This is a genomic window from Thermoanaerobacter thermocopriae JCM 7501 (assembly GCF_001310975.1).
GTDB lineage: Bacteria > Bacillota > Thermoanaerobacteria > Thermoanaerobacterales > Thermoanaerobacteraceae > Thermoanaerobacter > Thermoanaerobacter thermocopriae.
This window is the reverse complement of sequence record NZ_BAZY01000016.1, coordinates 1-16,192: the sequence shown is the minus strand read 5'-3', so window position 1 is coordinate 16,192 and position 16,192 is coordinate 1. Positions and strand designations below refer to the sequence as shown.

The following is a 16,192-nucleotide window of genomic DNA, read 5'->3' as shown; positions in this document are numbered from 1 at the left end:
ACACAAATATTATGAAAATTTCGACATATCTCGACAAAAATAAAAACAGAAATAACCCTTTACTTTAACTCCTCACAAATACTCCCTCTTTTTCTCCTTCAATTCCTTCAATATCTCTTTCACATTCTGTGCCTTATCCTTTGAACAAATTAAAAGAGCATCCTCAGTATCAACTATAACTACATCTTCTATGCCTAAGGTTGCAATGAGTTTTTCACCACCTGTTATAATACATTTCTTTGTATCTACAGCTACTACATTCCCTTTTATGACATTGCCATTATCATCTTTTTCGTATAATCTCTCTATAGACGTCCAGCTTCCCACATCATCCCAGCCAAAATCTCCTGGCACGACATAGACATTTTTAGCTTTTTCCATTACGCCGTAATCTATTGATATACTTTCAAGTTTTGAGTATTCATCGTATAACGCTTTTTCTACATCGTCTGCATCAAAATTTTTCCTTATATTCTCCAATGCTTTATGTAACTCAGGCATGTACTTTTCTATAGCGTTTAATATTGATGATGTCTTCCATATAAACATACCGCTATTCCAAAGATAATCTCCACTTTCTACATATTTTACTGCTGTATCATAATCAGGTTTTTCTACAAATCTTTCCACTTTATGTACAGGATTTTTATTTATTATTTCTCTCGTTACCTTCTTGAATTTTATATAACCATATCCTGTCTCAGGATGTGTAGGCTTTATGCCTATTGTAACAAGATTATCCCCTGATTTTGCTTTTTCTATTGCTGTTTTTAATACTTCAATATACGTTTCTTCATCCTTTATAACGTGATCAGAAGGAACAACAACCATTATAGACTCTTTATCAAGTCTTTCTGTATGAAGTGCTGCAAGGCCAATGCATGCTGCAGTATTTTTAGCCATAGGCTCTATTAAAATATTTTCTGTTGGCAAATCAGGAATCTGGTCACTAATTATTCCCGCATAATCAATATTAGTTACAACAAAGATATTCTCTACAGGCATAATTTTCTTAAGCCTGTCCACAGTTTGTTGAATCATTGTTTTATCTCCATAAAGATTCAAAAACTGCTTTGGCATCTTTATCCTACTTTTAGGCCAAAATCTTTCGCCTTTGCCACCTGCCATAATAACACCTGTTATCATTTGCATCATCCTTTTTAATTAATTTAAACTTAGCTCACTTAGTACCCAAGCAAAAGTTTTTAATTAATACCTTCCATCAACCCCGAATAAAATTTAATGAAAAAGGCAAAATATAATAAAAAATAAGGAATGTAAGCATATGTTTAATGAAAAATTTTATAAAGGTCTTTTAAATGGTCTATTATACAGCACCATATTGTGGATTATTATTTTTATTCTCATTAAATTTGTTAATACGCACCATCTCTTTTAAGTACTGCAGGAATAGTCTTAAAAAGAATATTTATATCAAGCCATAAATTCCAATTAGATATATACTGCATGTCCATTTCTAATCTGCCTTCAAAATCTACCTCATTCCGCCCACTTATTTGCCATAAGCCTGTAATTCCTGGTGGAACTCTCCATAAGAACCTTGCATAATGTTTGGTATCATTCAATTCTCTTACAAGATAAGTCTGGGACCTACCAAGCTCATATCACCTTTTAGCACATTAAATAATTGCGGCAACTCGTCAAGACTTGTTTTCCTTAGGAACTTGCCTATTTTTGTTACTCTTGGATCGTTTTTAAGTTTATGATGTATCAAATATTCTTCTCTAATTTCAGGATTTTCCTCTAGCCACTTTAATAAAATCTCTTCGGCATTTATGACCATTGTCCTAAACTTGTACGCTTTAAACAACTTTCCATTTAATCCTATTCTATCTTGAACAAAAAACACCGGTCCAGGAGAAGTTAGTTTTATTAAAAGCGATATTATAACAAACAATGGTGATAATATAATCAGTGCAATAAGTGACAAAGTGAAATCCAAAAGTCTTTTCATACGTCCTTCAAATCCACTTATAAATACATCCTTCAATTTCAAAATAGGCATATCATCAATAATTTCTATTTCCATAGGATAATTTGGAAGATTTATACTGTTATTTATAGAATATATACTTATGTACTTATCCAGACCAATATTTATAACTTCTTCTACATTTTCTACCTTAGAAACTATAAATATCATCTCCACGTTATATTTATCAACAACTTCACTAAAATCTTTTATACTCCCTAATCTATTCAAACCGTTACTATTTATATCATTAGACAAATATCCCACTATATTTATTCCATATTCACGTGTTTTAAGTTTATCTATTAGCTCTTTTGGTGTCTTTGTATAATCGCCTATTACTAATGCATTGCTCAAATCCAATCCTTTTTTGTATCTTCTTTTTTGCAAATACGATAAGATTGTCTTAAATGTAATTTGCAAAGTTAATCCTATAATAAATATGTATATAAGCGTTAACCTTGAAAAATATGTCATTTTGGTAAAATAGGAGATAAGCAAATATATAAATACAGAATAAACAAGACCATCTATCACTATTCCTATTTGATTAAACAAAGGCTTCTGTTTTTTATCATATAATCCCTTAAAATACAAAATCAAAAAATCAATTGTAAGCAAAATTATAAAAGTAGTAACATACCAAGACCTTGATAACATGCTCAAATTATTAAACCTAATATATAAAGCAAGTGCAAATGCTAAAATGAGTGCCCCAATGTCAAGCGCAATACTCCATCTTCTATACCACATTATTCCACCCCTTCAATAATATTAAAACGCTAAATCTCTTAACCTTGGCCATTTTTTATCTTTTTCTGATAAAATTATTTCTTCATTGCCATCTACAGGCCATTGTATATTTATATCAGGGTCATTCCATATTATCCCACCCTCATCGTCAGGATAATAAAAATCGGTACATTTATAAAAAAACTCTGCTTCATCAGACAAAACTAAAAAACCATGGGCAAAGCCCTCTGGAATATAAAACTGCCTTTTGTTTTTGTCAGACAAAATAACTCCTACCCATTTCCCGTAAGTTTTGGAGTTTTTTCTTAAATCAACTGCTACATCAAAAACCTCTCCCTTTAAAACTCTCACCAGTTTGCCCTGCGGATGTTTTTTCTGAAAATGCAACCCCCTTAAAACACCTTTTTTGGATTTTGACTGATTATCCTGTACAAACACTGCATCAATCCCTGCATCTTTGAAATCTCTGTAATTGTACGATTCCATAAAATATCCTCTATTATCTTCAAAAACTCCCGTCTCTATTATGTACAGTCCTTCTATTTCTGTTTCTATAAACTTAAACTTTCCCATACAAATCCTCCTGCCCCGTATTTTTCAAATCTTCAATAAAAGCTTTTAACGCATCTTCCCAGTTTCTCATTTCATCTCCAATAGTACATCTTAACATCATATTATCCAGAGAGGAATAAAAAGGTCTTTTGGCAGGTCTATTTATCTTATCAGAAGTAATAGGAACTACAGTGCAATTTATTCCTGCGTATTCTACAATTTTACAAGCAAAATCATACCAACTACACTCGCCTTTTCCCATACAATGATATATTCCATATTCTTCCGTGAGTACCAGTTTTAAAATATGATGGGCTAAATCTTCCGCATTTGTTGGATTCCCTTTCTGATCATTCACAACTTCTAAATATCCCTTCTCCTTTGCTGCTTTCAGGATAGTGTATACAAAATTTTTCCCGTATTTCCCATAGAGCCATGCTGTTCTTACTATAAAATACCTATCACAAAACTCTCTTACATACTCTTCCCCAAGAAGTTTCGTTTTTCCATATACATTTATCGGTTGTGGAACATCATATTCCCTAAAAGGAACATTTCCCGTTCCATTAAAAACATAATCTGTAGATACATGTAATAATTTCGCTCCAGCTCTCTGAGCTGCTCTTGCCAGATTCCTTGGTCCTATAGCATTTACCTTGAAGGCAGTATCAACATCACTCTCACATTTGTCTACATTAGTATAAGCTGCACAATTTATTATAATATCTGGTCTATACTCATCCACGAATCTTAAAACACTTGTTAAATCAGTAATATCCAGTTCATCATGAGATGTATACTTTATTGCAGCCTCTTTATATATGGGATCTATTTCTCCAATCTCACTTCTGCCTTTTTCTATAATTGAACGAAGTTGTAAAGCTAATTGCCCTCTAGCCCCTGTAATAAGTATCTTCATTCTGCCAAATCAACTCCTTTTAATAAAAGATCTCACTTGTAGCCGCTACTTCTTTAATTGCATCATTTTCCTCTTCATCTATTAATTTTAAAAGATATTTCCCGTATCCAACCTTTTTTAAAGGTTCAGCAAGTTTTAATAGCTGTTCCTTATCTATAAAGCCTTTTCTATAGGCAATTTCTTCAATGCAGGCAATATATAGCCCCTGTCTCGTTTGAATCGCTTCAACAAAATTAGCAGCATTTAAAAGCCCACTCGGCGTGCCTGTGTCAAACCATGCCATCCCTCTGCCCAATAATTCAACTTTAAGCTTTCCTCTTTTCAGATACTCATTATTAACCGAGGTAATCTCAAGTTCTCCTCTTGCAGAGGGCTTAATACTTTTGGCTATTTCAATCACTTCATTATCATAAAAATAAAGCCCAGGTACAGCATAATTGGACTTGGGATGTTTTGGTTTTTCTTCAATTGATATAACATCAAAGTTTTCATCAAATTCCACAACACCATAATCACTCGGATTGCTCACATAATAGCCAAATATAGTAGCTCCTTCTTTTCTGCTCGCTGCTCTTTCAAGTCTTTCAGTAAATCCATAGCCATAAAAAATATTATCACCCAATATAAGAGCAACGTTGTCTTTGCCAATAAAATCTTCTCCAATGATAAAGGCTTCAGCTATACCACGAGGTGCCTCCTGTACAGCATATTCAAAGCGCAATCCTAACTGCCTTCCATCTCCCAGAAGCTCTTTAAAGGTGTTTATGTCCCTTGGAGTGGATATAATCAGTATTTCTCTAATTCCTGCAAGCATAAGAACAGATAAAGGATAATATATCATTGGCTTATCATAGATAGGCAAAATTTGTTTCGATATCGCTTTTGTAATAGGATAAAGCCTTGTACCTGACCCGCCTGCTAGAATTATACCTTTCATTTGCATTTCCTCCTATCTATTGGAATACATTTTTTCGTAATATTTTTGATACTCTCCAGATGTAACATTTTTAAGCCATTCTTTGTTTTGAAGATACCATTCTATTGTTTTTTTGATGCCGTCTTCAAATTTAGTTTCAGGATACCATCCTAATTCCGTCCTAATCTTTGTTGCATCAATAGCATACCTTCTATCATGCCCTTTTCTATCTGCTACAAACGTAATCAAGCTTTCATCTACAGTTGGATCTACATTGTCGTGAATATATGACACAATTAACTTCACTATCTCTATATTTGTCTTTTCATTATTGCCACCAATATTGTATACTTCTCCCGCTTTTCCTTTATGAAGAACCAAATCTATTGCTTTACAATGGTCTTCTACATAAAGCCAGTCTCTTACATTAAGCCCATCTCCATAAACAGGAAGATGTTTTTTATTTAAACAATTGTTTATCATTAATGGTATCAGTTTTTCAGGAAATTGATATGGTCCATAGTTGTTTGAACATCTTGTTATATTTACAGGCATTTTATATGTATCATAGTAGGCTTTGACTATTAAATCTGCAGCTGCTTTACTCGATGAATAGGGACTATGAGGGTCAAGTTGTGTAGTTTCTGTAAAATAGCCTGTCTCACCTAAAGAGCCATAAATTTCATCTGTTGAAACTTGAAGAAATTTTTTCCCCTCTTTAAAACTATCTCCCTCTTCCCATGCCTTTTTGGCTGCGTTAAGCAAAGTCACTGTTCCAAGTATATTAGTTTTTACAAATATTTCAGGGTCCATAATACTTCTGTCTACATGAGATTCTGCTGCAAAATTAACTACATAATCAATGTCTTGTGAAAATATCTCTTCTACCAGTTCTTTATCACATATATCTCCTTTGATAAACGTATAATTCGGATTATTTTCTACATCTTTTAAATTTTCAAGGTTACCTGCATATGTTAGCTTATCAAGGTTGATGATTTTATAGTCTTTATACACATTAAGCATATACTTAATAAAATTACTTCCTATAAAACCTGCTCCACCTGTAACTAATATTTTCATGTAAGCACCTCACTTGTTTTAATAAAATTTTATCCAGTAAATCTGTAGATTTATCCAATGTATAACTTTTAATTTTCTCGAGCCCATTAAATGATATTTTTCTTAGTAATTCTTCATTTTCTACAAGCTTCAAAATACTATTCGCCTTCAATGTCATGCGGTGCACACACCATCTTTGTTTCTTTGTGTTTCCCTATATCAGGAATGCACACCAATAGATTGATTAAGTTTTTTATGATGTTATTTAATAAAAATACGTGCAAAGCGTACAAAGTAAAAAATTTAGAGTATTTTCCGACTAAACACTCATGCTTAAGCAAGCACAACCAGGAATGAAAATATATTTTCGTGTAAATATAAGTTTAGTAAGTAGTTGATTAAATGAAATATCTTAAAGGATTATCTGGCTTTGTCGAACATCAAGCTTTCTCTCTGTCATGCTTTTATGTATTCCAGTAAATTATTGAAAAAATTGTTATATATCATATTAATTATTTAAAAGTTTTTCATAAATCTTTATAAGTTTCTGCACAGAAGCATTATAAGTGTATTTTTCTATAACTAATTTTTTAATTTCCTTGTTATTTTGGGGCTTACCATTAACTTCGATGAGTTTTTCCTTAATATCTTCAATAGACTTCGGATTACAATAATAAGCTTTATCTAAAAAATATTCTCTTACAGGTTTACAATCACCGGCTATAATATTTTTCCCAAAAGAAGCCGCTTCCAAATTTGAAATTCCTGGAGTTTCTATTTTGCTTGGCAAAACATGATAGCTACAATTGTAGTAAGCGGATTTTAGTAAATCTATATTTTTTGTTTTGTCTATGTAAGGTATATGAATAATTTTATCTTTGTTATTGTTTATTAATTGCTCACAAAATATTTTATTCTGTTTTTTAGCAAACCTGAAATCACCAATTAAAACCAACTTCTTTTTTATTAATGGATATACTTCTATAAATGCTTTAATTAAAGAAATAGTGTTTTTTCTCTCATCAAAGAATCCAACAGATAAGATATAATCACTATCTATATTGTATTTTTCAACAAAAGAACTAACGTTTTTGTCAGAAGAAAATACATTAAAATCCCCTTCAATAGCATTATATACAATTTCAATTTTATTTTCTATGTTATGTCCATAATTTTGAACTAAAAAATCTTTTTCAGCAAAACTATTAGTTATAATCACATCAACATTTTCAAATATAAATTTAGTATATTTAAAAAAATTTGGGATTGGACAAATAAAGCCCATAAACGATGCCACTTCAAATTTAATATTTTTTTCAAAATACATTGTAGGACTTATCACTATTCTTAAATTTTTGTTTGCCTTTAATGTTTTGATCAAAAAATAAAACCAATTGCTGAAGCCAAACAAATGTAAAATCTTAACATCATTTAGTGAATTTTTATCCCAGAAATCCAATAATTTAATTTTATAATTGTATTCCCCTTCATTAGTATATTTCATATATGATAATAATTGTATTTCTTTACCACCAAAACCTATTCCAAAAGGATAATCACTTAAATAAGCAATATTTATTTCACCATGCATGTCAACATTCATTCCTTTCGCTATTCTCAAAATACAAAAATTTATGAAACCTTATGTTTATCTATAATTAATATTGCGATTGAAAATGCAATTGCAAATTGCAATATTAATTCCAATGTTGAAATTATTTATATTAATCATTTCTTCTTACCCAATAATTTGGATTCATACTTAATTTCTTTTTTAAAAATAATGGAATACTTTTGTGTTTTAACCCTAATCTATAACCTATAAATCTGCTTCCATTTTCTGTAATGGCATACGGTATCCAAAAAAATTGTTTTTTTTCAATTAAATATTTTAGCTCATTTATTAAAAATCTAATACCCTCGCTTTCAGCACTTACATATTTTAATATAAAATCATTTTCTATTAATGAAACGCCTATGTCAAAATTCCGTTGAAATTGTTTTTTTAAACCATAATTATGAGAATGTAATACTTCAGCAGTTGAAACATAAGCTATCTTGTATCCTTTTAAAATCAGTTTTGAAGCTAGTATCATATCTTCATTTAATATCGTATTGTCGGGAAACTTTCCAACCTCATAAAATTCTTTTTTCTTAATTGCAGAACATACATTTGTGAAAAAAAAATGTTTTAATACCCGTTGTTTTTATTTCATCTTTTGATTTAATTTTATCTTCTGGAGGATAATTAAACAGTCTTGAAAACTTTTCTGTTGGAATTGCCTCATCTCTAGGGACCTGCCTACATATGAAGCTGCAATCATAGGATCTTCCAAGGGTTTAATTAGGTTCTCTAAAAAATATTCATTTCTTGGTAACGCATCTTGTGTTAGAAATACTAATATATCTCCAGCTGAATGTTCAGCAGCTAAATTCCTTGTACCCCCATGGTTAAAATCTTTTCTTTTGATTTTTATAACATTCGCTCCTCCTTTTCTAGCAACTTCCCGTGTTTTATCATCAGATTCAGAATCTATTACTATAACTTCTAACGGTTTCATTGTTTGATTCCATAATTTTTCTAATAATAAACCGATAACATTTTCACAATTTAACGTAGGAATAATAACCGATATTTTCATTTCTTCTCACCTATTTCTTTTATCACTTTATAAATTTCTTCTGCTGTTTTCCTCCACGAAAATTTTTGAACTTGTTTTAATCCTTTTTCAATCATTTCCCTCCGTAAATTTTCATTCGACAGCACTAAATCAATAGCCCTACCTATTTCTTCTACATTATAAGGGTTAACCATAACACCAGCATCGCCTACAACCTCTGGTAATGACGAAGTATTAGAAGTTATTACTGGACATCCACAAGCCATTGCTTCTAAAGGAGGCAACCCAAAGCCCTCGTATAACGATGGATAAACTAAGCATTTTGCAGCAGAATAAAGATATGGTAAATCTTTTTGGGGAACATAATTAATAAACAAAACTCTGTCTACTAAGTTTAATTCTTTTGCTAATTTTTTTAAATAGTTTCTATATTCATCCTTACCACCAGCAATGATCAATTTAATATTTTTGTCTAATGCTAAAGTGATAGCTTTAATTAAATTGTCATAATTTTTATGAGGATAAGATGCGCCAACAGCTAATATATAATCTTCTATCTTATATTTTCCATAAATATAACTTCTTGCACTATTTCTTGGAAAAAACAAATTCTTATCATATCCATTATATATCTTTACAATTTTTTCCTCTTGCACGTTGAAATATTTTATTATATCACTTTTAGTGCAGTCCGAAATAGTTATTATTTTTTTGCTCTTCCAATTATTTGAGGTAATATAAATTTAAAATAATTTGTCTGCAATATTCTCTGTAAAGAATCCTTATAATTAAAATGAATTGGCAATAAATCATGAATAGTTATTATTTGGTTTTTATAAAATAATGGTCCATGGTGAGTAGTAGAGTAAAGCAAATCGACTTCTTCTTTTTTAAGATAATTTAACAATGAAGTATTCGTCCAAATAAATCTATAAATTGCCGCTTGTTTACCATATTTAGGCTGTGTCATATCAGGTATTTTTTTTACTTTTATATTACTCTGTTCGGTAAAATATTGTGGAACAGAAGTATATATGATTAATTGGTCACTTTTTTCAATAATCTGGCATAAATAATTTATTACATTTAAAGTATATACCCCTAAGCCTGACGGCCTGTCATCAAGAATCGAAGCGTTTATCGCTATTTTCATTTGAAACCTCCACAACTTTTGGTATAGTAAAAATAAGTCCTAATATTATCCAAAAATAAAGAAAAATTAAATCAGGTATTGATATCATAAATGCAAATATTGCATTTAATAAAGAAAATAATAGACCAATCATTATAGATTTACCTCCCTTTTCAGTAAGTTTAATATATTTCATTAAAATCTTTATCGCAATAATAATTATCATTGAAAATGAAACAAACCCTATTATACCAGTATTTGACAATAGCGTTGTCATTAAATCATATGTCCTATTTGAACCATATCCTACACCTAAGACAGGGTAATTAATAAATAAATTTAAACCATTTAAAAAACCTTGTAGCCTTTCCTGCCCAGAAAGATTATTAAACTTGTCAACTGTCAATGATACAAATGCATTAATCAAATTATCTAATCCAAACACAAGAATATATATACTTAATAAAATAGTACTCAACACTGTAATGATACTAATCGTTCTAATTATGTAATAAAAATTTTCTCGATATTTTCTCTCTCCTCCTATACCATGTAAAAAATTATATATAGTATAGCTTGAAATAAAAAATAGTAAACCAATATAACCGGTAGAGCTTGTAGCTAAAATAATTTCTGCAATGGTTAAATACAATAAAATATTAACCATTTTCTTACTAATTATGTTATTCTTACTTATTCTCATACTTAAAATTATCGGAATAATCATAAGCAGAAAAAACGCATACATAGAAGGCTCAGTGGCTATAGAATTAATTCTTTTTATATTTTCGACCGTTTGATTAAAACCTTGACTATATCCAATATTATTATTAAATAGCCAATACGGAAAATGTAGCTTTAAAAGATAACACATTAGTTGATATATACCAAATATCAGTGCAAAAAAAGAAGAATATAGTAATATTTTTATTAATTTTTTCACTTCTGATAAATTCCTTAACTCTAACAATATTAATACTGTTACAGTTAAATTTGTTAATAAATATAACAATTGTGTAATATTTGTCTTACTAAAGGAAAGTAATATATCATACCCTTTCGGACTATGAACAATTATATTTTTATCGCTCAAAAACAACGGCATAACAATACTCACCGCTGATACAACAAAAAAATTAATTAATAATATAATTATCGTTTTCTGTTCTTTTACTATCGTAAATTTTTTCCCTCTAAGAATATTAATTATTTCAAATATAATCCACAATATCGCAAAAAAATAACCCGGTTGTAAACCAAAATTTAAATTTTTAAAGTTAATAACCGATGCCGCCTGAAATGGTGAAAAAAATACCAACAATCCTAACAAATATGATGGATATGAAAAAAATACAAAAAAACCCATCGGTATTAAAATATATCCTAATGGTGTTATAATCACTTTACATTCTACCACCTTACAATTGTACTAAATTATGATTTCGTACAATTAGTTCATTATTACGCCAAAAAATAAAAGGCCATGCCTCGTAAAACTAATTTATATACTTCCTTAAGTCATCTAATTTTTCAATTTTCAAAATATCTCTTGCTAAAGCAAGTAATGCTTTGTCATCTAACTTTTCAAGTCCATTTATATATTCAAAAGGTATGTCTTCAAACTTTTCTTTCAATTGTTCAAGTAGCACCATTCGTATTCCTTCTATTTTTCCTTTCTTTTTTCCTTCTATTCTTCCTTCTTTTCTAGTTTTTTTAAATTCCTCTTTTAAACTACGTTCTAAATTGGAAATCATTTTTTCCACCCCCTCACTCTTTTCGAATATTTTCTTTACCTCTTTTCTTTTGCCTTCGGGTAGAAATCTGGATATAATAGACATAAACCAGTTTCTCAATAATATAAATTCTTCTTCAGACAAATTTTTGAGTACATCTGTTAATTTTTTTAATCTTTCTATTAACTCTTCTCTGTCTATCCTTCTGTCTAGCAAAAAGACACTACCTATAAGATTAGATAATTGTAAAAGTTCTTCTTCACTATATCTATTTACATCAATGAGAATATATTTAAAGTCTATTATATTTTCTCCAAATAATTGATATGAATCTATCGTTTCTTTAAAGCTCAAAGAAGCAGTCCATCTATTAACACCATTATACAACACAATAGGAATAATCGCTGGTAATTTATAGTCCTTCCTTTTTTGCTGGTTTAATGATGTATCTTTAAGAATTTCTCTCCACACTTCAATTATATACAATAACAATCTGTATGGCATTTGAAAATCAACTTTTGATTGTAATTCCAACAATATATAAAAGAAAACTTCTTTATCCTCCATTTTTACTTGATAAATCAAATCAGCCTCTTTATTTTTAAAATCTTGCAATATGAAGGATTTGTTTATTCGTATTACTTTAGATTCGTCTATTTCATTTACCCAATCTTTTTTGACAAAACTTCTTAAAAGCTCAATAAATACTTTTTTATGAGAAAGTAGGTATTTATAGCCTTTATCATGAGGGCATTTAAATTCTTTTTATTTTTATCAGTTTCCATCATATCTCACACCTATATTATATCATAATCATTCTTAACTACTGTAGGAAATAAAAAAGATAAAAACACACCCTACGGGCGCAAGTGCTTAAAAAGCACCGCCTCCGCTTCTGTATCTATATTACCACCCATAGAACTTATGGCGCCGAAACAGCCTCATAAGTTCTATCGGATCATGTCAAAAAAATGGATAAACCAATCCAATTAGTATATATTCGACATAAAATAATATTTTCCTTCTTTTTTAAGGAAATTTTTTATAATTTTTTGTGGTTAAATAGCCATCAGCTTAAGTTTACTAATTGCTGCGCTACTTTCCGTAAATTTTCGACAGCATATTCCAATTGTACAATTTCAGTTACAATCTGTTGTGTTGCACCTGCTTGAACTTCGGTAACCTGAGCAGTTTTACTAATTTCTTCGACAATTTTTTCAACCGATTGCTCAATATTTTGCAAATATTGCTAATTTGTTCCACAGCTTGTGCACTGTCTTCCGCTAATTTACGAACTTCATCAGCAACAACAGCAAAGCCCCTTCCTTGTTCACCTGCACGTGCTGCTTCAATAGCCGCATTCAAGCCTAAAAGCTTGGTCTGGCTAGCCACTCTTTTGATGAATGCAAGAACATCGCCTATGTTTTTAGCATAATCTCTGGCACTTGTGGCAGAATCGTTTAAGTTTGAGCCTCTCGCGGCAAGTTCTTCAGCACCATCAGCGACTTCTTTAGCTGCATTTTTTATTTCTTTAATAGTATCACTTAGTTCTTCAGCTGTACCAGCTAATTCCTGCGCTTGTATATAAAGCTTTTTTGCAATATCTTCTTTAGCTTCAACAATAATCATCAGCCTAGCAGCATTGGCATCAATTATTACTGTTTCTTGGCGTTTTTGTGTATACAGTATTTCTTGTACTTTAGGATTACCTGTTACCTCGATAACCAAATCTAGTTCTGGTATTTTTAATAAATCCACGCAATCGTGAAAGGTTTTTATCCCTTTTTCTTTTGCTAATTTTATTCCAGGCGCATTTTCATCTATATCAGCAATTCCAACAATAGAAACTTCCGGTAACCCATGTATTGCTTTTAGGATGCTGTGCCACCTTTACCGCCGCCGACAATTCCTACATTAATCATTTTATATTCTGTACCTCCTATAACATGCTTACCTTATCAATTTATTATCTATCTTTACAACTACATATTTTCTTTTAATATTTTCCTTTATTGCTTGAGGAAGCATCAAATCTTATAAGCCTGCCTCTAATATGTCAAAAAATTATCGACTATTTGATAATATTCGACATAAAACAACATTTTCCTTCTTTTCTGAGGAAACTTTTCATAGCTTTAAAAAAAATATTCCACACCTGGTGGAATATTCAGACTATTGACAAAATATCGGGAACCCGTTATGATGAGAAGGGTTCCTTGTTATTTTAGTGGTATAAAGCAAAAGAGGAGAGGAGAAGGAAGATGTTAACAAAGAAACAGGATGCAAGACATCAAATAGAATTTGTAAGCATAGATCAATTAGTACCAAAAGACCACCTTTTAAGAAAGATAGAAAGAGTAATAGAATTTAGTTTCATATATGATTTAGTAAAGGACAAATATTCCGAAGATCACGGCAGACCAAGCATAGATCCAGTAGTATTGATAAAAATACTGAGCCAGCGTCTTTAGACGCTGGCTTTCACTTTGTTCAAGCTACCATGCATTTGTCACTTTTGTCCGCACCTCAAGAGACAAACGTACTACGAGCTATCTCTTAAATGGTTCTCATATTCTTTCAAGAAAAATAAGTTAGCGTCTTCCAAACAAATACAAAAATACATAAGCAGGAATTTTTATTATTGGTACCTTTGTCGAAATATTAAATTTCCCATAATCTTCTGGTCTTTTTGTTACTAATATTGCTGAATCAATATTTTTTTCTTTTTGGCTCATCTCAACAATGGCATCATTCTCGGAAAGTGTCGTATCTTCTCTGAATTTCACTTCGATTAAGAATTTGCTATGTGGTAATTCAACCACTACGTCAATCTCTTTTTGATTATCACTAGCTTTTCTAAAATAACCTATCCTAGCATTTGTTTGCAGGTAAAAATTATAGATATGTTTAAAAACAGCTGTTTCAACCGTTATTCCAAGTTCTTTACTGTCTAAGAGTATATTGTCTATCATTAAAACTGCATTTCTTAGGGCAGGATCGGAAACGTAAATTTTTGGTTTTGCTTTTAGAACTTTTTTCCCGCCTAATTCTATAGGTAAACTTTTATAAATCAAATTTGCATTTTCAAGAAGATGAATATAGTTTTCTACTGTTACTGTTGAAACATCTCCAATTTCTTTACTTATTGTTGAAATACTTATAACATTTGCAGAATTAAAGCATAAGTACAAAAAAACCTTCTCTAACATTGCTAAATTTCTTACATTAAACAAGGAAGGTATATCTCTTTTAATAACTTTATCAACCACATCTTCTCTTAACATTCTTTGCACTAAAAATTGGTCTTCTGAAAACACAAATTCAGGGAATCCTCCTATTGTTAAATACTTATTAAAGTACTTTTGCAATGGCATAAGTAAAAACATAAGCTCATTTAATTGAGAGTCATTTAAATTTGAAATTTCATTTAAGTTTAAATTTGGCAGATTGCTTGGTCTTTCTGGAACACCAAGTATTTCGCAAAATTCATAAAAAGAAAGAGTAGGTACAGAAATCACAGTCCAGCGGCCAACACCACTTTCTTTTGTACCTTCAATAAGTGCAGGAGAAGCTGAACCTGTAGCAATAATTCTCCAGTTTGGTTTGGTGTCATAATATACTTTTAACCATCTGTCCCAATCACTTGCATATTGAATTTCATCTAAAAATATATAAGCCTCTTTTTCTTCATTTATGGTGGTTTCATATAGGTTAATAATTTGGTCAAAAGAACTTAATTTAAATAAAGGATGATCAAAAGATACATATAATATCTTTTTTGGGTGCACTTGATTTTTTAAAAGAGTCTCTATCATTTGATATAAAATTGTAGTTTTACCTACACGACGTGCACCTGAAAGTATAACATATCTTCTGATAGTTGGATGCATTAGTAACTCAAATGCCTGATGATAGACTACTCTCTTTACGGGTTTTGACAAATCCTGAGGTAAATATCCTTCTCTCCACCATGGGTTATACGAGTACAAAATCCTTAATATATTTTCTGAGCTTGTAATAGGCATTTTTCTCACCTCTAATATAATATTATAACATATACTTTATGTTTTTATACAAAAAATATGAAGTATACTTTATATTTTATATGAAATTTTTTAAAACTACATTATTAATTCAGCATCTTTCTATAAAAAATAAACTGGCGTTTGAAATCTTCAAGCCAGTATTAAAGTATAGCAATATTTTTGCTATGCTTTTTTATTTGAGAAAAAAGTTTTTGGGTATGACCTCTTCATGTCTAGATAAGTACTATGACCTCTGCTGACTTCTCAAGGTTCAGCCATACATCACTGTAGAACATACGTTTTGCTCTACACTTCAATTACTTGGTATTCATCTTTTCCTATGAATATAAGTAGCGCTTGCTTTACGTCTTCTCTCTCTTTAAGCCCTCTGCTTTCTCTATACTTCTTAAGCTGCTTTATTCCTTCTTCTTTTATCTTGTCTACCTTGTCTTTTTCACTCTTCTTTACATACTTTAGTTCTATCAG

14 protein-coding genes and 4 pseudogenes are annotated in these 16,192 nt (G+C 30.5%); 1 reads left to right on the top strand and 17 read right to left on the bottom strand.

Features of this window, described 5'->3' with window-relative positions:
• Positions 1-72: 72 nt before the first annotated feature.
• From JCM7501_RS07340 to JCM7501_RS16625, 15 genes and pseudogenes are all read right to left on the bottom strand, one after another.
• A complete protein-coding gene (locus JCM7501_RS07340) occupies positions 73-1,146 on the bottom strand; it encodes a mannose-1-phosphate guanylyltransferase/mannose-6-phosphate isomerase (protein ID WP_028992034.1) in 1,074 nt (357 codons plus the stop codon).
• 230 nt (positions 1,147-1,376) lie between these two features.
• Positions 1,377-1,586 carry a sugar transferase gene (locus JCM7501_RS14705; protein ID WP_256201270.1) on the bottom strand — a complete coding sequence of 70 codons (210 nt, stop codon included), beginning with the start codon at positions 1,584-1,586 and terminating at the stop codon, positions 1,377-1,379.
• Between the two features lie 5 nt (positions 1,587-1,591).
• Positions 1,592-2,746 carry an exopolysaccharide biosynthesis polyprenyl glycosylphosphotransferase gene (locus JCM7501_RS07335; protein WP_256201269.1) on the bottom strand — a complete coding sequence of 385 codons (1,155 nt, stop codon included), beginning with the start codon at positions 2,744-2,746 and terminating at the stop codon, positions 1,592-1,594.
• A 21-nt stretch (positions 2,747-2,767) separates the two neighbouring features.
• Positions 2,768-3,319 (bottom strand): dTDP-4-dehydrorhamnose 3,5-epimerase, encoded by a 552-nt coding sequence (rfbC, locus tag JCM7501_RS07330; protein ID WP_028992032.1) that lies wholly within the window; start codon positions 3,317-3,319, stop codon positions 2,768-2,770.
• On the bottom strand, positions 3,306-4,217 hold the full coding sequence (gene rfbD, locus JCM7501_RS07325) for a dTDP-4-dehydrorhamnose reductase (RefSeq protein WP_028992031.1): 912 nt from the start codon (positions 4,215-4,217) through the stop codon (positions 3,306-3,308). The genes rfbC and rfbD overlap by 14 nt, the downstream gene beginning before the upstream one ends.
• A gap of 19 nt (positions 4,218-4,236) precedes the next feature.
• Positions 4,237-5,154 carry a glucose-1-phosphate thymidylyltransferase RfbA gene (gene rfbA, locus JCM7501_RS07320; RefSeq protein ID WP_028992030.1) on the bottom strand — a complete coding sequence of 306 codons (918 nt, stop codon included), beginning with the start codon at positions 5,152-5,154 and terminating at the stop codon, positions 4,237-4,239.
• Positions 5,155-5,166: 12 nt separating this feature from the next.
• A complete protein-coding gene (rfbB, locus tag JCM7501_RS07315; protein ID WP_028992029.1) occupies positions 5,167-6,216 on the bottom strand; it encodes a dTDP-glucose 4,6-dehydratase in 1,050 nt (349 codons plus the stop codon).
• 487 nt (positions 6,217-6,703) lie between these two features.
• Positions 6,704-7,798: a glycosyltransferase gene (locus JCM7501_RS07310; RefSeq protein WP_162199503.1), complete on the bottom strand. Its 1,095-nt coding sequence runs from the start codon at positions 7,796-7,798 to the stop codon at positions 6,704-6,706.
• Positions 7,799-7,919: 121 nt separating this feature from the next.
• Positions 7,920-8,291, bottom strand: coding sequence for a hypothetical protein (locus JCM7501_RS14700; protein WP_256201268.1), 372 nt, complete (start codon positions 8,289-8,291; stop codon positions 7,920-7,922).
• A gap of 111 nt (positions 8,292-8,402) precedes the next feature.
• On the bottom strand, positions 8,403-8,837 hold the full coding sequence (locus JCM7501_RS14695) for a glycosyltransferase family 2 protein (RefSeq protein ID WP_256201267.1): 435 nt from the start codon (positions 8,835-8,837) through the stop codon (positions 8,403-8,405).
• Positions 8,834-9,424 (bottom strand): glycosyltransferase family 4 protein, encoded by a 591-nt coding sequence (locus JCM7501_RS14690; RefSeq protein WP_256201266.1) that lies wholly within the window; start codon positions 9,422-9,424, stop codon positions 8,834-8,836. The genes JCM7501_RS14695 and JCM7501_RS14690 overlap by 4 nt, the downstream gene beginning before the upstream one ends.
• A 95-nt stretch (positions 9,425-9,519) precedes the next feature.
• Positions 9,520-9,969: a glycosyltransferase family protein gene (locus JCM7501_RS14685; protein WP_256201265.1), complete on the bottom strand. Its 450-nt coding sequence runs from the start codon at positions 9,967-9,969 to the stop codon at positions 9,520-9,522.
• Positions 9,938-11,350 carry an O-antigen ligase family protein gene (locus JCM7501_RS07295; RefSeq protein ID WP_028992025.1) on the bottom strand — a complete coding sequence of 471 codons (1,413 nt, stop codon included), beginning with the start codon at positions 11,348-11,350 and terminating at the stop codon, positions 9,938-9,940. The genes JCM7501_RS14685 and JCM7501_RS07295 overlap by 32 nt, the downstream gene beginning before the upstream one ends.
• A gap of 94 nt (positions 11,351-11,444) precedes the next feature.
• Positions 11,445-12,428, bottom strand: a pseudogene (locus JCM7501_RS07290) (Rpn family recombination-promoting nuclease/putative transposase); the annotation flags it as partial.
• 521 nt (positions 12,429-12,949) lie between these two features.
• Positions 12,950-13,073, bottom strand: a pseudogene (locus JCM7501_RS16625) (methyl-accepting chemotaxis protein); the annotation flags it as partial.
• An 869-nt stretch (positions 13,074-13,942) separates the two neighbouring features.
• On the opposite strand from JCM7501_RS16625, the pseudogene JCM7501_RS07280 reads away from it, so the two are divergent.
• Positions 13,943-14,137 (top strand): annotated as a pseudogene (locus JCM7501_RS07280) (transposase); the annotation flags it as partial.
• A gap of 135 nt (positions 14,138-14,272) precedes the next feature.
• On the opposite strand, the gene JCM7501_RS07275 reads toward JCM7501_RS07280, so the two are convergent.
• Positions 14,273-15,706 (bottom strand): ATP-binding protein, encoded by a 1,434-nt coding sequence (locus tag JCM7501_RS07275; protein WP_028992022.1) that lies wholly within the window; start codon positions 15,704-15,706, stop codon positions 14,273-14,275.
• A gap of 306 nt (positions 15,707-16,012) precedes the next feature.
• Positions 16,013-16,192, bottom strand: a pseudogene (locus JCM7501_RS07270) (ATP-binding protein); the annotation flags it as partial.

Coding starts and splice junctions, on each gene's coding strand:
- rfbB (WP_028992029.1), bottom strand. CDS start 6,216: ATGAAAATATTAGTTACAGGTGGAGCAGGTTTTATAGGAAGTAATTTT.
- JCM7501_RS14695 (WP_256201267.1), bottom strand. CDS start 8,837: ATGAAAATATCGGTTATTATTCCTACGTTAAATTGTGAAAATGTTATC.
- JCM7501_RS07310 (WP_162199503.1), bottom strand. CDS start 7,798: ATGAATGTTGACATGCATGGTGAAATAAATATTGCTTATTTAAGTGAT.
- JCM7501_RS07335 (WP_256201269.1), bottom strand. CDS start 2,746: ATGTGGTATAGAAGATGGAGTATTGCGCTTGACATTGGGGCACTCATT.
- JCM7501_RS14685 (WP_256201265.1), bottom strand. CDS start 9,969: ATGAAAATAGCGATAAACGCTTCGATTCTTGATGACAGGCCGTCAGGC.
- rfbD (WP_028992031.1), bottom strand. CDS start 4,217: ATGAAGATACTTATTACAGGGGCTAGAGGGCAATTAGCTTTACAACTT.
- rfbC (WP_028992032.1), bottom strand. CDS start 3,319: ATGGGAAAGTTTAAGTTTATAGAAACAGAAATAGAAGGACTGTACATA.
- JCM7501_RS14700 (WP_256201268.1), bottom strand. CDS start 8,291: ATGATACTAGCTTCAAAACTGATTTTAAAAGGATACAAGATAGCTTAT.
- rfbA (WP_028992030.1), bottom strand. CDS start 5,154: ATGAAAGGTATAATTCTAGCAGGCGGGTCAGGTACAAGGCTTTATCCT.
- JCM7501_RS07340 (WP_028992034.1), bottom strand. CDS start 1,146: ATGATAACAGGTGTTATTATGGCAGGTGGCAAAGGCGAAAGATTTTGG.
- JCM7501_RS07275 (WP_028992022.1), bottom strand. CDS start 15,706: ATGCCTATTACAAGCTCAGAAAATATATTAAGGATTTTGTACTCGTAT.